This is a genomic window from Mesorhizobium sp. ORM8.1 (assembly GCF_053005525.2).
Genome location: NZ_CM132600.1, coordinates 5,106,619 through 5,124,679, shown reverse-complemented (window position 1 = coordinate 5,124,679; position 18,061 = coordinate 5,106,619). Strand labels below are relative to the sequence as shown.

The window sequence follows — 18,061 nt, the reverse complement described above, 5'->3', positions numbered from 1 at the left end:
TTGTGGCACCCGGAAAATGTGCAAGCGCCAGGCTGCAGACCCCGGAATTCCGGCTTTTTCGAGGGTTTGTGAGGTGTATCACAGCTCTGTGTTCGATATTTTGGACTCCCGTGTGACCCCGCGTAGCCGACGATCACGGTGGAAATTTTCTCTATGGCCTGATGAAAACCTTGCCGTTCGGCTTGGCCAGTTCCGTGGGCAGCCGCGCCATCGCCTCATCGAATGGCACCACCGCGGTGACATCCGTCGACCAGCGTCCGTCGGAAAAGCGCTTCTGCGCCTCCAGCACGGCCGCGCCCAGCCTGTCGCGGAACTGCCGCATCCATTCGACGAGCCAGAAGCCCTCAATATGCTTGTGCTGGAAGATCATCTGGCCAGGTTCGCGGATCACCGTCGGCTCGGCATCGAGCCGACCATAGATGATCCAGCGCGAGCGTTTCGGCATGGCGTTGAAAATGAGCGATGCCAGCGGGCCGGTGACCGCGTCGAGGAAGATGCGCGGCTGCTCGGCCTTGATCACTTCGCGCAGCGAGGCTTCGAAATCGACCGCCTTTTCGTTGAGCACATGGGCGGCGCCGTGCTCTTTGAGCAGTTCTATCTGCTCGTCGCGACGCACGGTCACGATCGGCCGGAAGCCTGCTTCCTTGGCCAGCCCTATGATCAGCTTGCAGAGCTGGCTGGCGCCGGCGGTCATGATAAAAGCCTTCTCGCCAGCCTCTCTGACGATGTCGAACATAGCTAAAGCAGTCAGCGGATTGACGATCATCGCGGCAGCGTCCTCATCGCGCACCGTGTCGAGCAGCGGAATGCAGGATATGGCCTCGGCGACGGCGTAGTCGGCCCAGGCACCCCAGTTCGACACGCCGGTGGCGAAGGCGACACGCTTGCCGTCGAGGCTTTTTGCATAGGCGTCGTCACCGGTGGCAACGACAATTCCGACGCCTTCGAAGCCGGCCGGCCGGCCCTTCACACGCGGCTGGCCGTATTGGCCCTTGATGAAGGCAATATCCGAAGGATTGATCGAGGCGAGGCTGACCTTGATCAGCGCTTGTGTCGGCCCCGGCTTGGGCACAGCGATGCGACCCGGCTGAAGATAAGGCTCCATCGCCTCCAGCGCGGCGGCCGAGGGCGTCCTGGTATAGCCATCGCCGACAAGCAGCAGGCCCTTCATTTCCGACGGAAGCGCCATGATGGTCAGACCTTTTCCTGCGTGTATCTCTTCAGTTCCGTGCGCGCCACCTGGCGCCGGTGCACCGCGTCCGGTCCGTCGGCAAGCCGCAGCGTCCTGAGATGCGTCCATGAGCGGGCGAGTGGAGTATCCTGGCTGATGCCTTGCGCGCCGAACATCTGCACCGCCTCGTCGGTGACTTTCAGCGCCACGCGGGGTGCTACCACCTTGATCTGGCTGATCCAGGGGGCGGCGGCGCGCGCATCGCCCTGGTCGATCATCCACGCCGCCTTGAGGCAGAGCAACCGCGCCATCTCGATCTCCATGCGGCATTCTGCGATGATGTCGAAATTGGCGCCGAGCTTGGCCAGAGGCTGACCGAAGGCCTCGCGCCGCACCGAGCGCTGGCACAGCATCTCCAGCGCCATCTCGGCCTGGCCGATGGCGCGCATGCAATGATGGATGCGGCCAGGACCTAGCCGTCCTTGCGCGATTTCGAAGCCCCTGCCCTCGCCAAGGATCAGGTCCGCCGCCGGCACCCGCACATTCTCGAACCTCAGATGCATATGGCCGTGCGGCGCGTCGTCCTCGCCATAGACCTGCATGGCGCGGATTTTGGTGACGCCCTTGCTGTCCGCGGGCACCAACACCATCGAATGCCGGCGATGCTGCGGTTCCTCGTCCGAGCCCGTACGGACCATCACGATGTAGATGGCGCAGCGCGGATCGCCGGCGCCGGACGCCCACCATTTTTCGCCGTTGAGCACATAGTCGTCGCCGCGCCGCTCGCAGCGCATCGCAATGTTGGTCGCGTCCGACGACGCCACATCCGGCTCGGTCATCAGATAGGCCGAGCGGATCCGGCCTTCGAGCAACGGCTCAAGCCACTGCCGCTTGTGGTCCTCGGACCCATACCGCTCCAGCACCTCCATATTGCCGGTGTCGGGCGCCGAACAATTGAAGGTCTCGGCGCCCAGATGCGCCTTGCCCATTTCTTCCGCAAGGTAAGCGTATTCGACTGTGGAAAGACCGTAGCCGCGCGCCGAATCGGTCAGCCAGAAATTCCACAGTCCGCGCTCGCGTGCGGTCTTCTTCAAACCTTCCAGAATTTCCGTCTGCCTGGCTGTATAGGCCCAGCGGTCGCCGCCTTTGCCGACCTCGGCCAGAAATTCCTCGCCGAGCGGCGCAATTTCGTCACGCACCATCGCGGCCACGCGCTGATGGATCGGCCTCAGCCGCTCGGTGATGCCGAGATTCATGTCCGCCATCGCATCGACCCTTTCGCAGATAAATCTTTACCCGTGGCAAGGATGACCGTACTTCGGCTAGCCTTGTCAACGCGAGTCCCCTCGCCGGTTCGGCCGAGGCATGCGGAGGAGTGCTATGAGTTATCTGGACAAGCTGTTCTCGGTCACCGGCAAGACCGCGTTGGTGACGGGTGCCGCGACCGGCATCGGCCGCATGGTGGCGACCGGCCTGGTACGCGCCGGCGCCAGCGTGATGATCGCCTCGCGCAAGGGCGAGGACTGCGTCAAGGTCGCCAACGACCTGAACGCGCTCGGCGGCTCGGGCCATGCCGAAGGCTTCACCGGCGACGTGTCCAGCGAGGCAGGCATCGCGGCCCTTGTCGCGGAGGTGAAAGCGCGCACCGAGCGGCTGCACATCCTGGTCAACAATGCCGGTATCTCCTGGGGCGCGCCGCTGCAGGAATTCCCCTATAGCGCCTGGGCCAAGGTGTTCGGCGTCAACGTCACCGCCGTCTTCCACCTGACCAGGGAACTGCTGCCGCTGCTCGACGCGGCGGCGAGCGACGAGGATCCGGCCCGCGTGATCAATCTGGGTTCGGTGATGGGCACTCAGCCGCTTGCCGACGACGCCTATTCCTACACCGCCTCGAAGGCCGCGGTTCACCATTTGACGCGCACGCTGGCGCTCGAGTTCGCCGCCCGTCGCATCACCGTCAACGCCTTTGCGCCTGGCCCCTTCCAGAGCCGCATGACGGCCTTTGCGACGGCCACCAAGGCGCAAGCTAAACATGTCGGCAACCATGTTCCGCTCGGACGCATCGGCGTAGCGGATGACATTGCCGGCGCAACGCTTTATTTGTGCAGCCGTGCCGGCAGCTATGTCACCGGCGCCATCCTGCCGATCGACGGCGGCCAGTCGGTTCAGCATGGAATGACATTGTTCAAGGAATGAAGGTGCCCGGTAAAGGTTATCCGGGCGGGGTGGGAGGACATCAGCGTGGAACCGATCAGTCTGGATCTGCTTCTGGCAAGCGTCGGCAAGGAAGTCGGCATCTCGCCCTGGCGAACGGTGACGCAGCGCATGATCGACCAGTTCGCTGACGCCACGGACGACCACCAGTTCATCCATTGCGATCCCGAGCGCGCGGCGCGTGAGACGCCGTTCGGCGGCACCATCGCGCATGGTTTCCTGTCGCTGTCGCTGTTGTCGGCGATGACCTTCGAGACCATGCCGCCGATCGAAAACACCAAGATGGGCGTCAATCACGGTTTCGACACGCTGCGCTTCCTGTCGCCGGTAAAGACCGGTTCGCGTATCCGTACCCACTTCGTGCTGGCTGACGTCAAGGTGAGGCCGTCCGGTTGGGTGCAGACCGCGCATGACGTGACCATCGAGATCGAGGGATCGAAAAAGCCGGCACTGACGGCGCGCTGGCTAACCCTGACGCTGATCGAGCGGCAGCCAGAGACCGCATGACCGGCGATGCCAATGCGCTGAATCAGTCGTCGCTTGCGATCGACCAGTCAGCGCTTGCGCCTTATCTCGAGGCGCATGTCCCGGGTTTCGCCGGGCTTTCCGCGATCGAGAAATTCAAATCCGGACAATCCAACCCGACCTATCTGTTGACGGCCGCCAGCGGCCGCTATGTGCTGCGCGCCAAGCCGCCCGGACAGCTCTTGAAATCGGCGCACCAGGTCGACCGTGAATTCCGGGTGATGCAGGCGCTTGCCGGCACGGCGGTGCCGGTGCCGCGCATGCTGCATCTTTCGAATGAAGCGACGCCGATCGGCCGCATGTTCTATGTCATGGAGTTTCTTGACGGCCGCATCTTCTGGGACCCGTCGCTGCCGGACGCGCCGAACAATGATGAGCGGGCGGCAATCTATGACGCGATGAACGCGACGCTCGCCGCCTTGCACGATGTCGATGTCAAGGCCGTCGGCCTCGGTGATTTCGGCAAGCCGGGCAGTTATTTCGAGCGGCAGTTCGCCCGCTGGACCAGCCAATGCCGGGCCTCCGAAACGGACAGGATCGCCGACATGGATCGGCTGATCGGCTGGCTGGAAACCCATATGCCGGCCGATGACGGCCGCGTTTCGCTGGTGCATGGCGACTACCGGCTGGACAACATGATGTTTGGCAATGACGGACCTCAGGTCATTGCGGTGCTCGACTGGGAATTGTCCACGCTCGGCCACCCCTTTGCCGACATCGCTTATCAATGCATGCAATGGCGGCTGCCGCATGCTTCCGGCTTTCGCGGCCTTGGCGGCGTCGACCGCGCGGCGCTCGGCCTGCCGTCCGAAGAGGCCTATGTCTCGGCCTATTGCCGCAGGCGCGGGATCGACGGCATCGGCAACTGGGCCTTTTTCCTGGCTTTTTCCTTCTTCCGGCTGGCGGCGATCTGCCAAGGCGTCTACCGCCGCGCGCTCGACGGCAACGCGTCCAACCCGGAGAAGGCAAAGACCTACGGCCAGGCGGTAAAACTGCTCGCCGCGCTCGCGGTGGAATTGATCGACAAGAAGAGCTAGAGCAAATTCCAGGAAAAGTGCGGAGCGGTTAAGTTCGGCGACTTCGCCGTAACCCTCCGTCCGGAATTGCGTAAAAACAAAGAGATAAAGCGGAGAGCGGACCAATGGGCCGTTTCAACGGGGCGACCGTACTCATCACCGGCGCGACGGGCGGCCTCGGCAGCGGCGCGGCAAAAGCCTTCGCCGCCGAGGGCGCACGGCTGGTTCTCTCTGATCTTGACGAGGCAGCGCTCAAGGATTTCGCGGTAACGCTCGACGCCGAGACGGCGATCCTTGCCGGCAACATCGGCGACGAGACATTGTCCGAGGATCTGGTCGAGCTTGCCGTCGAAAAATTCGGCCAGCTCGACATCGCGGTCAACAATGCCGGCATCGTGCACAGCTTCGTGCGCCTGCCGCAGGTGACGTCGGACGAAGCGCGCCGCGTGATTGAGATCGACCTGCTTGGCGTCTTTTACGCCATGAAGCACCAGATCCCGCGGATGGAACGGCAGTTCAAGGACAGCGGCAAGGGCGGCGTCATCGTCAACGTGGCCTCTGTTGCTGGTCTCTCCGGCGCCCCGAAGCTTTCCGTCTATGCTGCCGCCAAGCATGGCGTGGTCGGGCTGACGAAGTCGGCCGCGGTCGAGTATGCCAGCAAGGGCCTGCGCATCAACGCCGTCTGTCCGGCCCACACCAGGACCGCGATGGTCGACGGCTTTGTCCGCTCGACGGGCGCGCCGGAGGCTGACGCGCTCGCCGAGTTGACGCGCGGCGTGCCGATGAAGCGGGTGGCCGAGGTCGACGAGATCATCGCCGGAATCCTGTTCCTCGCCGATCCGGCCAATTCTTTCATGACCGGCCATACGCTGGCGCTCGACGGCGGTATCGGCGCTATCTGATGCGTGTCGCGCGGGAGCGACAGCGGATCGGATAACAAATCGTAAAGCACGTCCCCTGATTTTGTCCTGGCGCGCTTGGCATAGACGTTGCGGAACCCGTCTGCGCCCTTGTCCGTTTCCGTACAGCGTATATAATTTCGTGAGGCAACCAACCAACAAGGCAGGCGAATAGTGGCGCTCAGCGTTCAGAAACGCCGCGAAAAACAGAAAGCCGAGCTTCGTTCCGAACTGGTCGCAGCGGCCCACAAGCTTGTTCAGGAAGAAGGCTATGAAGGGCTGACCATCCGCAAGCTTGCCAAGCGGGTCGGCTATGCGCCGATGTCGGTCTATTCCTATTTCGCCGACAAGCAGGACATCCTGTTCGCGCTCGCCGAGGATGCCTTCGAAAGGCTGGCGAGACGCATCGAGGAGCGTCCCGCCAACGATCCTGTCGAGGCGCTCAAGGCGGTGATGGCCGAATATGCCGCCTTTGGGCTCGGCAACCCCAATGAGTATCGCACCGTCTTCATGACCGAAAAGACCAAGCTGCCGGAAGGCCGCAGCTATGAGGACATGGAGGAAGGCAATCCGGCCATGAAGGTGCTGATCAAACGCGTCGAGGCCTGTGTCGCCGCCGGCAAGCTCAAGGGCGATCCGCGCGCCATCGCCACCATGCTGTGGACCGTCGGCCACGGCACGATCTCGTTGCTGATCACCTTTCCTTTCTATCCGTTCGGTGACCCGGAGGCCTACGTGAAGCGCATGTGCAACTTCATGGTGGCCTCACTGTCCACGCAGGACATCCCTCCGCTCACCGAAACACCGCTCGACTGCTGATAGCCTCGGCTTTGCGCGGCGATCGCTTGATCCGCGCCAGCAAATTTCAATGTTCAAAAAAATTTGTCGTACGCGTACAGTTTTCCCCTTGAACTTCGTTTCCGTTAACCGTATTTGTACATCGTATCGTACATGTACAAAAATCTACTGGAGACGGAAAATGAAGAAAACCATTCTCACCCTCGCCGCCGTGCTGGCTTTCTCGGGCGCCGCTTTTGCCGGTGCGAACCAGCCGGTCAAGCATGCCCCTGCCGCCTGCGCCCAGGCCAACGTGACGCTCGATTGCACCTCGACCGGTTCGGTCGAAAAGGCGGACGCCACCAAGAACGAGACCGCCAAGGGCCCGCGCCTCGGCATCGACGTGAATCCTTGGTTCGTGCCTGGCCTGTAAGTTTCATCGCCAGGACCTCAAACGAAAACGGGCGGCACTTGGCCGCCCTTTTCGTTTTACCTATCGCCCAGAGCGATTTGCCGAGCGCTATTTCTTGGGTGTTTTCTTCCCGGACACGACCTTGGCCTTGCCAGGTTTGGCCGGCGCGCCGGGGATGGCGGTGCTGGTGATCGACACCGGATCGCTGGCGGGAAAAGTATCCTCGAGACCTTCCTCGAGCTCCTCTTCCTCAATCTCGTGATGCCTCTCATGCTCCAGTGAACGGACGGCCGCAGTCTTCTTTGGCGATTTCGGCGCGGATTTGGATGGCATCGATTTCTCCCTCGCTGGCCGCAGAAACGATACGGATCGGCGAAGGTTCCTCAGTCCTTCCGGACCGTGGCCGAAGGGTCAGTTCGCCGCGTCGCCTGCCGCTTCCGATAGCAGAGTAAAAACATAGTCCGAGAAGGAACGCCAGCACTCCACCCGGAACGTATCGGGCGCGGTGCGCAACAGCAGGATCTCGGACTTGCCGAGGATGGTGCGCGAGGCAGCACCGACCGGGAACGCTTCGAGGGAAAGATCCTGCGGGCAGGCCGAACCGACCGTCACGGCGGCTGCCGGACCGGCAACGGAAATCCCGACATTGCGATGCGAGATCCCGACCGCCGAATGCAGCGCTGAAACCTTGGCGCAATCGGCGAGCGGATCGTTGCCGGCCTCGTCGATGATCATCCATTCGTCCGGGCCGAGCCACAGCACCGTGCGGCCGGCCTTCGTCGCCGAGGTTTTCGGCCTCGTCGGCAGCGTCACGCCGAGCGCCTTGGAGAGTGCCGCGAGCCAAGCCTGCGGCGCGCGCAGCGAAACGCGCTCTGCCGGCGGTAGCATCTCGACCTTGACGCCCTGTGCCGACAGCGTGCGGCCGGCCAGCGCCGGACGACGCTCGACGGAAGGCGAGGGCCGTGATTTTAGTCCTGGCAGCGGCTTTAGCCATTGAGGTGCTCCCCCTTCTCGTCGACGAACACCATGCCGGTGACCTCGACCTCGATCGTGCCGTTCGGCATCGGCACGTAAAGCGTCTCGCCCATGCGGTCGCGGCCGCCGGCGACCAGCGCCAGCGCGATCGAGCGGCCGCAATTTTCCGACCAGTAGCTGGAGGTGACGTGGCCGATCATCTTCATCGGGATCGGCTGCTTGGGATCGTCGACGATCTGCGCGCCTTCTTCCAGCACCACCTTCGGGTCCTTGGTCTTCAAGCCGACAAGCTGCTTGCGGCCCTTGGCGACCAAGTCCGCGCGAGCCAGGCCGCGAATGCCGACGAAGTCGGTCTTCTTCTTGCCGACCGCCCAATCGAGCCCGGCATCGTTCGGCGTCACCGTGCCGTCGGTATCCTGGCCGACGATAATGTAGCCTTTTTCGGCGCGCAGCACATGCATCGCCTCGGTGCCGTAGGCGGTTGCGCCATGCTTCTGGCCTTCGGCCCACAGCGCTTCCCAGACCGCTTCGCCATAGTCTGCGGGCACATTGACTTCAAAACCGCGCTCGCCGGTGAAGGACATGCGGAACAGCCTGGTCGGCACGCCGCAGATCTTGCCCTCGCGCACCGACATATGCGGCATCGCCTCGTCCGACATGTCGATGCATTCGACCAGCGGCGCGATAATGTCGCGCGACTTCGGCCCCTGCACCGCGATCACGGCCCATTGCTCGGTGATCGAGGTTAGCCAGACATTCAAGTGCGGGAATTCGGTCTGGAGATAGTCTTCCATATGGTTCATGACGCGCGGCGCACCACCCGTCGTCGTCGTCACATGGAAACGGTCCGGCGCCAGCCTGCCGACGACGCCGTCGTCATAGATGAAGCCGTCTTCGCGCAGCATGATGCCGTAGCGGCAGCGGCCGGTCTCCAGCTTCTCCCACGGGTTGGTGTAGAGCAGTTCCATGAACTTGGCGGCGTCCGGGCCGACGACCTCGATCTTGCCCAGCGTCGAAGCGTCGAACAGGCCGCCAACCTTGCGCACCGTCACGCATTCGCGGTCGACGGCGGCATGCATGTCCTCGCCCGTCTTCGGAAAATACCAGGCGCGCTTCCAATGGCCGACATCCTCGAACACAGCACGTTGCGATGCCGCCCAGCCATGCGTCGCGGTGCGGCGCGTCGGGTCGAACAACGCGCCGCGCGCGTGGCCGACGATCGAGCCGAAGGTCACCGGCGTATAGGGTGCGCGGAAGGTCGTCAGGCCGACCTGCGGGATCGGCTTGCCGAGCGTCTCTGCCGCGATCGCCAGGCCGTGCATGTTGGACGTCTTGCCCTGGTCGGTCGCCATGCCGTTGGTGGTGAAACGCTTGACGTGCTCGATCGAGTGCATGCCTTCATGCACCGCCTGGCGGATGTCCTTGGCGGTGACGTCGTTCTGGAAATCGACGAAGGCCTTGACCGTCGTGTCCGGCCCGGCGCCGGGCGCGGCGCCCAGCATGCCGCGCGACCAGCTCTCGCCGGCATCGACCTTCGGCTTGGCGCCCTTGCCGACCTTGCCGGCGGCATCCTTCGCCGCCTTGGCGCCGGCCGCGTAAGCCTCGTCGACCGAGGCGGCCAGTCCGTCGGTGCCGTTGCAGGCGCCGACCGACATACAATCCTGCGCGTACGTCCCGGGCACGAAGCGCTTGGTCTCGTCGTTGAAGGCAACCTTGCCGCGCGACTGCGAGAACAGATGCACCGATGGCGTCCAGCCGGCCGACATCAGGATCGCGTCGACGGCAATCGTGCGCTCGCCGCCGCCATTCTTCGGCTGCACCGTCATCGAGGAGACGCGCAATTTCCCGCCGGCGCGGATCACCGCACGGCCGAAATTGACCTCGATGCCAAGCCCCCTCGCCTCATCGATCACCGGTCCGGTCGGGTTGTCGCGCAGGTCGACGATCGCGGCGACATTGACGCCGGCCTTCTTCAAATCGATTGCGGCGGCGTAGGCGGAATCATTGGCCGTATAGACGCCGACATTCTTGCCGACGGCGACGCCATAGTGGTTGAGGTAGGTGCGAGCCGCCGATGCCAGCATGACGCCCGGACGGTCGTTGTTGGCGAACACCATATGGCGCTCGATGGCGCCGGTCGCGATCACGACTCTGTTCGCGCGGACCTGCCACAGGCGTTCACGCGCGAGCTCCCGACCGGGGTTCTTGACATGGTCGCTGACCCGCTCGACCAGGCCGACGAAATTCTGCGCGTAATAGCCAAAGGCCGTCGTGCGCGACAGCACGCGCACATTGTCCATCGCCTTGAGCTTGGCGATCGCGCTTTGCGCCCAGGCATAGCCGTTCTCGCCGTCGATCTTCGCGCCGCTTTCGAAGCGCAGGCTGCCGCCGAATTCGGCATGCTCGTCGGCGAGGATCACGCGCACGCCGGTCTCGGCCGCGGCAAGGGCTGCGGCAATGCCGGCGGCGCCGCCGCCCAGCACCAGCACTTCGCAATGCGCATAGCGCGCCGCGTAGTGGTCCGGATCGGGCTTGTCGGGGGAAACGCCAAGCCCGGCCGCGGCGCGAATCTTGGGCTCATAGAGGTTCTTCCAGGCCGACTTCGGCCACATGAAGGTCTTGTAGTAGAAGCCGGCCGAAAACATCGGGGACGCAAGGTCGTTGACCGCGCCGACGTCGAAGGCAAGCGAAGGCCAGCGGTTCTGCGAATTGGCGGTCAGCCCGTCATAGAGCTCCTGCACGGTCGCCCGCACATTGGGCGTCTTGCGCGCATCGTCGCGCACGATCTGCACCAGCGCGTTGGGCTCCTCCGCGCCGGCCGACAGGAAGCCGCGCGGCCGATGGTACTTGAACGAGCGGCCGACCAGATGCACGCCATTGGCAAGCAGCGCCGAGGCAAGCGTGTCGCCTTCGATGCCGCCGTAGGACTTGCCGTCGAAGCTGAACGAGGCCGTCTTGGCCTGGCTGAGGCGACCGGCGCCGGAGATGCGGAACGCGGCGTTCATTTCGAGGCTCCAGGCAGCTTCGCCGGCTTCGGCTCGCCGGCCTTGTAGGTCATGACGAACTTGTCGGTGACGGTGTCGCGCACGGCGTTGAAGAAGCGTGCGCAGCCATGGATGTGGCGCCAGCGCTCATAGATCACGCCCTTGGGGTTCGAGCGGATGAAGAAGAATTTTTCGAAATCGTCGGCGCTCTCGCCGGCAATGTTGGCCGAGCGCGCGATATGCGCCTCGCCGGCATTGCGGAATTCGAGTTCCGGGCGCTCTTCCTCGCAATAGGGACAGCGGATGAGAAGCATCTGGTTGATCCTACAATTCGCCATGGCCGACGCGCGCGCCGGCCGGTTGATCGCAAAGCCTCTGGCCGAGCGCCGCGTAGGGCGCGACAAGCCGCATGCGTTCCTCGACACTGGCCGAGGATTTGAACAGAGCGCGGTTCGCCATGTTGCCGAGCGTCAACTGCATCGGGTCGGTGGTGACGATGACCCCTCGCGGCTGGAAGGGCTCGCCTTCCGGCAGGTCTTTTGGCCTGTTCTCGAAAAACATCACCAGCTTTTGGCCACCGCTCCAGACGCAGGTGAGCACGCCGTCGTCGATCGAGAACGGCCAGTCCGTCTCGTGGTCCTCGCGGCTGATTTCCTGGATGCGCACCTCGCGCGCCGAAGGGATGTGGAACATCCCCTGTTCGCCGGCGAGCACCAGCGGCATCGCGACAGCCAGCTCACTCATCATCAGTGCGCCACCGCCGCCGCGGCCGCTTCGTCGATGAGACGGCCGGTGCGGAAGCGCTCGAGCGTGAATCGCGCGTTGATCGGATGCGGATCGTCCTTGGCGATGGTGTGGGCAAAGACATGGCCCGAACCGGGTGTCGCCTTGAAGCCGCCCGTGCCCCAGCCGCAATTGACGTAGAGGCCTTGCACCGGCGTCTTGGCCAGGATCGGCGAACGGTCGGGCGTGACGTCGACGATGCCGCCCCAGGAGCGCAGCATCTTCATGCGCGTGAAGATCGGGAACATCTCGCAGATGGCGTCGAGCGTATGCTGCAATATGTGCAGGCCGCCGGTCTGCGAATAGGAGATGTACTGGTCGGTGCCGGCGCCGATGACCAGCTCGCCCTTGTCGGACTGCGAGATATAAGCGTGCACGGTGTTCGACATGACCACGCAAGGCACCACCGGCTTGATCGGCTCCGACACCAGCGCCTGCAGCGGATAGCTTTCCAGCGGCATGCGCACGCCGGCCATATCCATGATCACCGAGGAATGGCCGGCGGCGACCACGCCGACCTTCTTGGCGCCGATGAAGCCGCGCGTCGTCTCGACGCCGCTGACCGCGCCGTCCGCCGCGCGCTTGATGCCGGTGACCTCGCAATTCTGGATGATGTGCACGCCGCGCGCCGAAGCGCCGCGCGCATAACCCCAGGCGACCGCGTCATGGCGCGCCGTGCCGCCGCGCCGCTGCAGCGCGGCGCCCATCACAGGATAGCGGGCATCCTTTGAAATGTTGAGCGGCGGGCAGAATGCCTTCGCCTGCTCCGGCGTCAGCCATTCATTGTCGATGCCATTGAGGCGGTTGGCGTGGACATGGCGCTTGGCCACCTGCACGTCGTGCACGTTATGCGAAAGCATCATCACGCCGCGTGCCGAATACATGACGTTGTAGTTGAGCTCCTGGGAGAGCCCGTCCCACAGCTTCAGCGCATGATCGTAGATGCCCGCGCTTTCGTCATAGAGGTAGTTGGAGCGGATGATGGTGGTGTTGCGGCCGGTGTTGCCGCCGCCGAGCCAGCCCTTTTCCAGCACCGCGACATTGGTGATGCCATGCACCGTGGCCAGATAATAGGCGGTAGCCAGGCCGTGGCCGCCGGCGCCGACGATGATGACGTCATATTCCTTCTTCGGCTCTGGCGAGGACCACTGCTCTTCCCAGCCCTTGTGGCCGCGCATGGCCTCGCGGGCAATCGCGAATACCGAATATTTCTTCACGTTCCAGCCTCGCCCAAATCTCGCGGAATTCGGCCGGGTCTCGTCCGGCACGCGAGGTGTATCACTAGCGAAACCGCGCTGCCATCCTTGCGCTGTTTGCGACGACCCTTGCCGCTTTGCGCCGCGCTGAAGAAGAGGCATGTGGGCTGGCTGCCGTGGCTGCGTTCAGTCACAATGCCTGTCGCGAGATCCTGGAGGACGAATATGGGCAACGCCTGGTGGAATCTGACATTGCGCTTCCTGCTGGAGCTTGCCGCCTTGCTCGGTCTCGGCATCGCGGGCTGGAACCTGTCCGAAGGATGGTGGCGATGGGTCCTCGCTCTGGTCCTGCCGTTTGTTGCAGCCGTGCTGTGGGGTACTTTCGCGGTGCTCAACGACCCGAGCCGGTCTGGCCGCGCACCGGTACCGGTTCCGGGCACGGTGCGGCTGGTGCTGGAATTGGTCATCCTGTTCGGCGGTGCGGCTAGTTTCTATCTGACCGGCCACACGACCGCTGGCATCATCATGGCTCTGCTGATCGTCATCAGCTACGCATTTTCGCTTGACCGGCTCGGTTGGCTGCTGAAGCAATAAGTCACTAACTGGCCTCGCCCGGCGCGCGGGGCGTGACTAGCGAAACAGCGTTTCCACCCTTGCGCTGTTTGGGATGGCGATTGCCGTTTTGCGCCGCGACGAAAAAGACGGCACGAATCGCAACCTATGCAAAGCGGGAGCCTTATGCGGAAGGCGCGCGTTTCCTAGACAACGTTGAAGACCAGACGGCGTAGACCGGTGTCAGTTGGACACGATAACAGGCTGTCGCGATTTCCTTGACTTCGACATCATGCGACGCTTCAGCCATCGCTAGGAACTGCTCATCAACCACGTAGCGCGGCCTGATTGCGACGGCGGCACCGAAGCGCCGCACGAGTGGGTTCGGATGATCCAGCAGCCACCGCACTGTCTTGGTCGTTGCTGTGAAGTACTGGCCGTGAGCCCTGGCCAAGATCGGGAACGCCGAGTCCGGGCACAAGTTGGCTGCATTTTCCATCGCGAGCCGCAGCTGCCACCAGTCCGCAAGGCGAATGAACTCCGCTGCCTTCCACCGGACACCGAAAGCCTCGTCATCCAGCCTGAGCATCACCCGGCCGAGAATGGCTCCGTCTGCCGGAGTCGTGCATCCCAACAGGGCCCCTATTGCATCAAAGCGAACATGCACGGCCTCGCTGTCGAGTAGGTCCGCTATCTCGGCGACAACACAATTCATCTTGAAGCTTAGCCTGGAGCTTATCTCAGACGCCAAAAAAGCAGCGGCGGTCTGCGTCCGATCGTTGCTGGATGTCAGCAACGGCCGGAGGTTCTCCATCGGAAAGCCCTTGTGGAACTGGGATAGAAGGTCGTTTTCCAATTTGCCGTCGCCCTCGTAACCGGGTTCCAGCAACTTGCTCATCATGTCTTGGGGGTCATTGGAATGGGTGGCGCGTCCACCCGCAAATTTCAACGAGACCTTGGTAGCGTCTCACCCATTGCGCGTCAACAAGCTCCAACGCAGCCTTCGCACGTATCGGGTGGCTCACGCTGCCCCCACCTGCGATCACCATCCCGATTGCCGGCGATGCTGGCGCGAAGAAAAGGATGTAAGAAAATGTTCGCACTCGCCAACAAGGTCGCCATCGTCATCGGCGCCAGTTCCGGTATCGGCCGCGCCACCGCCAAACTCTTCGCGGAGGAAGGCGCCAAGCTCGTCGTCGCCGCCCGTCGCCAGGCCGAGCTCGATACGCTTGTCGGCGAGATATCGGAGGCCGGTGGTTCGGCCATTGCGCTTGCCGGCGACGTCACCGACGAGAGCTATGCGAAGGCCCTTGTCGAACTCGCCGTCGCTCGTTTCGGCGGCCTCGACATTGCCTTCAACAATGCCGGCGCGGTCGGTGTCATGGCACCGGTTCCAGACATGGCGCCGGCGACCTGGCAGGACACGATGGACACCAACCTGACCAGCGCCTACCTCGCCGCCAGGCATCAGATACCGGCCATGCTGGAGCGCGGTGGCGGCTCGCTGATCTTCACCTCCAGCTTCGTCGGCTACACCGCCGGCATGCCCGGCATGGCGGCCTATGCGGCGGCCAAGGCCGGCCTGATCGGGCTGACGCAGGTGCTGGCCGCCGAGTACGGCCCGAAGGGCCTGCGCGTCAATGCGCTGCTGCCCGGCGGCACCGACACGCCCGGCGCCACGACCACGACGCCCGAGGCCCGCGCTTTCGTCGAAGGCCTGCATGCACTGAAGCGCATGGCCCAGCCGGAAGAAATCGCCCGCTCGGCGCTTTACCTTGCCTCGGACGCCTCCAGCTTCACCACCGGATCGGCGCTGTTTGCCGATGGCGGCGTCTCGATCAATCGGACGTGAAGGGCTTCTTGCGGCAAACAGGCCTGTTCGTCGCTGTGACGCGGGCCGCCGGTCTTGATTTTTCCGCGCGATTTGGCGATTGCGGTTTTGTCGAAACAGGCTTCTTGCCGAGACAGGTCCTGGAACCATGATGCTGATCCGAACCTATGTGGCCGCGAGCGCAATCGAGGGCGTCGGCATGTTCGCCGCCGAGCCGATCCGGAAAGGCGCCTCGATCTGGCGGCTCGACCCGGACTTCGACCGGCTGATCCCGATGGAGAAATACGAGACGGCGCCGCAGCCCCTGAAGGAACTGCTCGATCGCTATGCCTATCCGAGCCCGGACAAGCCCGGCTTCATGGTCTATGAGGTCGACAATGGCCGTTTCATGAACCATTCGGCGACGCCGAACACCGATTTTTCGCAATATGGCGGCGCCACCGCCACCCGCGATATCGCCGCCGGCGATGAGATCACCTGCGACTACGGCGAGTTTTTCGAGGATTTCGCCCGCCTCCATCTGGCGACCGCATAGCGCCGGAAAACCTCAGGCAGCCGCGCCCCGGTTTTTGATCGCGGTTTCCAGCAATCAGCGGTGGACAGGGCGGCATGATTCTGCTATCAGCCGCCCACAATTCGCGGTGCAACCCGCTGCGGCGGCATGGCGGCTATGGCTGTATGCCTATCGATATCAAACCCGAAGACAGGATTGCCCGTGCAGGTACTCGTCCGCGATAACAACGTTGATCAGGCGCTTCGCGCGCTGAAGAAGAAGATGCAGCGCGAAGGTATTTTCCGCGAAATGAAGATGCGCGGTCACTACGAGAAGCCGTCCGAGAAGCGTGCTCGCGAAAAGGCGGAAGCCGTGCGCCGCGCCCGTAAGCTGGCCCGCAAGCGCGCTCAGCGCGAAGGCCTGCTGCCGATGACCCCGCGTCCGGCTCCGGCTGGTGCTGCCGGCGCATCGCGCCCGCCGCGCTCATAACGCCTATTTTTCGTCCTTTTCAAAGGATACCAAGGGTGGCGCGATGCGGAATCGCCGCCACCTTTTTGTTTATGCATAGAGGCCGGTTCGGAGAGGGAACGGACTGACGGCGCTGCGGCAGTGAGGACAAAGATGAACGCATTTTCCGTGGAGCGCAGAGCCGCTTTTCGTGGCTTCGCCCTGACGGCGGCCCTGCTTTCAGGCCTGGCGCTTGCAGCATGCCAGACGAACCCAAGCGGCGAGTTCAACTCGATCGACAAGGCGCAAGGCTCTAGCGAGAACATCTCCTCGCTGACGGCGGTCATCCAGCGCAGTCCGCAGGACCCGAAGGCTACAATGTGCGCGGCTCGGCCTATGGCCGCGGCGGCCAGTACCAGGCGGCGCTGAAGGATTTCAACCAGGCCATCCAGCTCAATCCGAATTTCTACCAGGCCTATTCGAACCGCGCGCTCATCCAGCGTTTCCTCGGCAACCAGGAAGCCGCGCTCGCCGACTACAACAAGTCGATTCAGATCAATGGCAATTACGACGCCGCCTATATCGGCCGCGGCAATCTCTACCGCAAGGCCGGCCGCACCCAGGATGCCTTCAACGACTTCCAGAAGGCGATCCAGCTCGACACAACGGATGCGCGCGCCTACCACAATCGAGGCCTGATCTATCAAAGCCAGGGCCAGCACAAATTCGCCATCGAGGACTTCTCGACGGCCATCTCGCTGGCGCCGGATGCCGCCGAGCCCTACAACGGCCGCGGCCTCTCCTACCTGGCGACGGGCGACGAGGACAACGCCTTCGCCGACTTCAACATGGCCATCAAGCTCGACGGCAAGAACGCCGAGGCCTGGGCCAACCAGGCGCTGATCTACGAAAAGCGCGGCGACAAGGTCAGGGCAGCCAAGTCCTACCGCGAGGCCATCCACCTCGACCCGAACTACCAGCCGGCCAAGGACGGCCTGTCGCGCACCGGCGGCAACGCCAGCTGAGTGACGGCCGGCGCGTCGCGGCGCCGGTCGGGATACCGTTCCATTTGCAAGCGCCAGACGCAGCCAAATCGCAACCATTGCGTGTCAAGGCAGCGGGCAGATCGCTCCCGGCCAGCACCGTTGCGCAATTATCACTGCGCGTTAACCGAAGATGACAATGCGTTAACCTTTGCCATGTTCGCGCCAAGTTTTCGGCGGAACGCTCCGCCCACCTCGATCGTTTAAGGCGGGGCCAAGATTTTCGCGAAAGGACCTTTCCAATGATCAAAACACTTGCCTGTGCCGCTGCCGCGCTTGCCGCCACAGCCCTCGCTTCTCCAGTCAGCGCCGGCACGCTCCGGCTCGGCACGCTCGATTGCTCCATTGACGGGGGTACCGGCTATATCATCTCGTCGAACAAGGGGTGTCCTGCGTCTTCCGGCCCTCTCATCACGGGCCGGCCGAGGTTTACAACGGGATGATCTCCAAGCTCGGCATCGATGTTGGCAAGACGCATCAGGGCCAGCTCGTCTGGGCCGTCCTGGCCGCCACCCCCAGTCATGATGCGGGGGACCTTGCCGGCAGTTATTACGGTGTCAATGCCGAGGCAAGCGTCGTGACCGGCGGCGGCGCCAACGTCCTGGTCGGCGGATGGAACAGCGCCTTCATGCTGGAGCCGCTCAGCGTCCAGGCGCAGACCGGCGTCAACCTGGCCGTCACCGTGGCCTCGCTGGACCTCGTCCACTCCTACAAATAAGGCGCCCAGCCGGTAACGACATCCG

The 18,061-nt window shown here is 63.4% G+C and carries 19 protein-coding genes and 2 pseudogenes; 12 read left to right on the top strand and 9 right to left on the bottom strand.

The annotated features are described in order from the left end of the window. Positions 1-151: 151 nt before the first annotated feature. Positions 152-1,189, bottom strand: a complete 1,038-nt coding sequence (locus tag ACVDG8_RS25615; RefSeq protein ID WP_447250925.1) for a zinc-binding dehydrogenase — start codon at positions 1,187-1,189, stop codon at positions 152-154. A 5-nt stretch (positions 1,190-1,194) separates the two neighbouring features. Continuing rightward, entirely contained in the window at positions 1,195-2,436 is a 1,242-nt protein-coding gene (locus ACVDG8_RS25610; protein ID WP_447250924.1) for an acyl-CoA dehydrogenase family protein, read from the bottom strand. Positions 2,437-2,551: 115 nt separating this feature from the next. Here ACVDG8_RS25610 and ACVDG8_RS25605 point away from each other — a divergent pair, with 115 nt between their 5' ends. The 6 genes from ACVDG8_RS25605 to ACVDG8_RS25580 all read left to right on the top strand — a co-directional run bounded on the left by ACVDG8_RS25605 (position 2,552) and on the right by ACVDG8_RS25580 (position 7,035). Further along, on the top strand, positions 2,552-3,367 hold the full coding sequence (locus tag ACVDG8_RS25605) for an SDR family oxidoreductase (RefSeq protein ID WP_447250923.1): 816 nt from the start codon (positions 2,552-2,554) through the stop codon (positions 3,365-3,367). 39 nt (positions 3,368-3,406) lie between these two features. Then, positions 3,407-3,892, top strand: a complete 486-nt coding sequence (locus ACVDG8_RS25600; RefSeq protein WP_447257081.1) for a MaoC family dehydratase — start codon at positions 3,407-3,409, stop codon at positions 3,890-3,892. Then, positions 3,889-4,947 carry a phosphotransferase family protein gene (locus ACVDG8_RS25595; protein WP_447250922.1) on the top strand — a complete coding sequence of 353 codons (1,059 nt, stop codon included), beginning with the start codon at positions 3,889-3,891 and terminating at the stop codon, positions 4,945-4,947. The genes ACVDG8_RS25600 and ACVDG8_RS25595 overlap by 4 nt, the downstream gene beginning before the upstream one ends. Positions 4,948-5,051: 104 nt before the next feature. Next, on the top strand, positions 5,052-5,828 hold the full coding sequence (locus ACVDG8_RS25590) for an SDR family NAD(P)-dependent oxidoreductase (RefSeq protein WP_447250921.1): 777 nt from the start codon (positions 5,052-5,054) through the stop codon (positions 5,826-5,828). Positions 5,829-5,999: 171 nt separating this feature from the next. Further along, a complete protein-coding gene (locus ACVDG8_RS25585) occupies positions 6,000-6,644 on the top strand; it encodes a TetR/AcrR family transcriptional regulator (RefSeq protein WP_447250920.1) in 645 nt (214 codons plus the stop codon). Positions 6,645-6,804: 160 nt separating this feature from the next. After that, on the top strand, positions 6,805-7,035 hold the full coding sequence (locus ACVDG8_RS25580; protein ID WP_447250919.1) for a DUF680 domain-containing protein: 231 nt from the start codon (positions 6,805-6,807) through the stop codon (positions 7,033-7,035). An 87-nt stretch (positions 7,036-7,122) separates the two neighbouring features. On the opposite strand, the gene ACVDG8_RS25575 is transcribed toward ACVDG8_RS25580, so the two are convergent. From ACVDG8_RS25575 to ACVDG8_RS25550, 6 genes are all read right to left on the bottom strand, one after another. After that, positions 7,123-7,347, bottom strand: a complete 225-nt coding sequence (locus ACVDG8_RS25575) for a hypothetical protein (protein ID WP_447250918.1) — start codon at positions 7,345-7,347, stop codon at positions 7,123-7,125. Between the two features lie 78 nt (positions 7,348-7,425). Further along, the gene (locus ACVDG8_RS25570) at positions 7,426-7,902 is read right to left on the bottom strand and encodes a sarcosine oxidase subunit gamma (RefSeq protein ID WP_455707267.1); all 477 of its coding nucleotides are present in this window, start codon (positions 7,900-7,902) and stop codon (positions 7,426-7,428) included. 98 nt (positions 7,903-8,000) lie between these two features. After that, positions 8,001-10,994 carry a sarcosine oxidase subunit alpha gene (locus ACVDG8_RS25565; protein WP_447250916.1) on the bottom strand — a complete coding sequence of 998 codons (2,994 nt, stop codon included), beginning with the start codon at positions 10,992-10,994 and terminating at the stop codon, positions 8,001-8,003. Beyond that, complete coding sequence (locus ACVDG8_RS25560) at positions 10,991-11,287, bottom strand: sarcosine oxidase subunit delta (protein ID WP_447250915.1); 297 nt, start codon at positions 11,285-11,287, stop codon at positions 10,991-10,993. The genes ACVDG8_RS25565 and ACVDG8_RS25560 overlap by 4 nt, the downstream gene beginning before the upstream one ends. A gap of 10 nt (positions 11,288-11,297) precedes the next feature. Continuing rightward, entirely contained in the window at positions 11,298-11,720 is a 423-nt protein-coding gene (locus tag ACVDG8_RS25555; protein ID WP_447250914.1) for a hypothetical protein, read from the bottom strand. Continuing rightward, entirely contained in the window at positions 11,720-12,973 is a 1,254-nt protein-coding gene (locus tag ACVDG8_RS25550) for a sarcosine oxidase subunit beta (protein WP_447250913.1), read from the bottom strand. Before ACVDG8_RS25550 ends, ACVDG8_RS25555 begins: the two co-directional genes overlap by 1 nt. Before the next feature lie 204 nt (positions 12,974-13,177). Here ACVDG8_RS25550 and ACVDG8_RS25545 point away from each other — a divergent pair, with 204 nt between their 5' ends. Next, positions 13,178-13,546, top strand: a complete 369-nt coding sequence (locus ACVDG8_RS25545; protein WP_447250912.1) for a YrdB family protein — start codon at positions 13,178-13,180, stop codon at positions 13,544-13,546. 142 nt (positions 13,547-13,688) lie between these two features. Here ACVDG8_RS25545 and ACVDG8_RS25540 read toward each other — a convergent pair whose 3' ends face one another. Further along, the gene (locus ACVDG8_RS25540; RefSeq protein ID WP_455707266.1) at positions 13,689-14,402 is read right to left on the bottom strand and encodes a hypothetical protein; all 714 of its coding nucleotides are present in this window, start codon (positions 14,400-14,402) and stop codon (positions 13,689-13,691) included. 195 nt (positions 14,403-14,597) lie between these two features. On the opposite strand from ACVDG8_RS25540, the gene ACVDG8_RS25535 reads away from it, so the two are divergent. From ACVDG8_RS25535 to ACVDG8_RS25515, 5 genes and pseudogenes are all read left to right on the top strand, one after another. After that, positions 14,598-15,356 carry an SDR family oxidoreductase gene (locus tag ACVDG8_RS25535; RefSeq protein WP_447250910.1) on the top strand — a complete coding sequence of 253 codons (759 nt, stop codon included), beginning with the start codon at positions 14,598-14,600 and terminating at the stop codon, positions 15,354-15,356. A 127-nt stretch (positions 15,357-15,483) separates the two neighbouring features. Beyond that, on the top strand, positions 15,484-15,870 hold the full coding sequence (locus ACVDG8_RS25530; RefSeq protein WP_447250909.1) for an SET domain-containing protein: 387 nt from the start codon (positions 15,484-15,486) through the stop codon (positions 15,868-15,870). 180 nt (positions 15,871-16,050) lie between these two features. Continuing rightward, complete coding sequence (rpsU, locus tag ACVDG8_RS25525; protein WP_140673838.1) at positions 16,051-16,317, top strand: 30S ribosomal protein S21; 267 nt, start codon at positions 16,051-16,053, stop codon at positions 16,315-16,317. 132 nt (positions 16,318-16,449) lie between these two features. Further along, a pseudogene (locus tag ACVDG8_RS25520) lies at positions 16,450-17,300 on the top strand (tetratricopeptide repeat protein). A 260-nt stretch (positions 17,301-17,560) separates the two neighbouring features. Next, positions 17,561-18,036: pseudogene (locus ACVDG8_RS25515) on the top strand (DUF992 domain-containing protein). Positions 18,037-18,061: the final 25 nt, after the last annotated feature.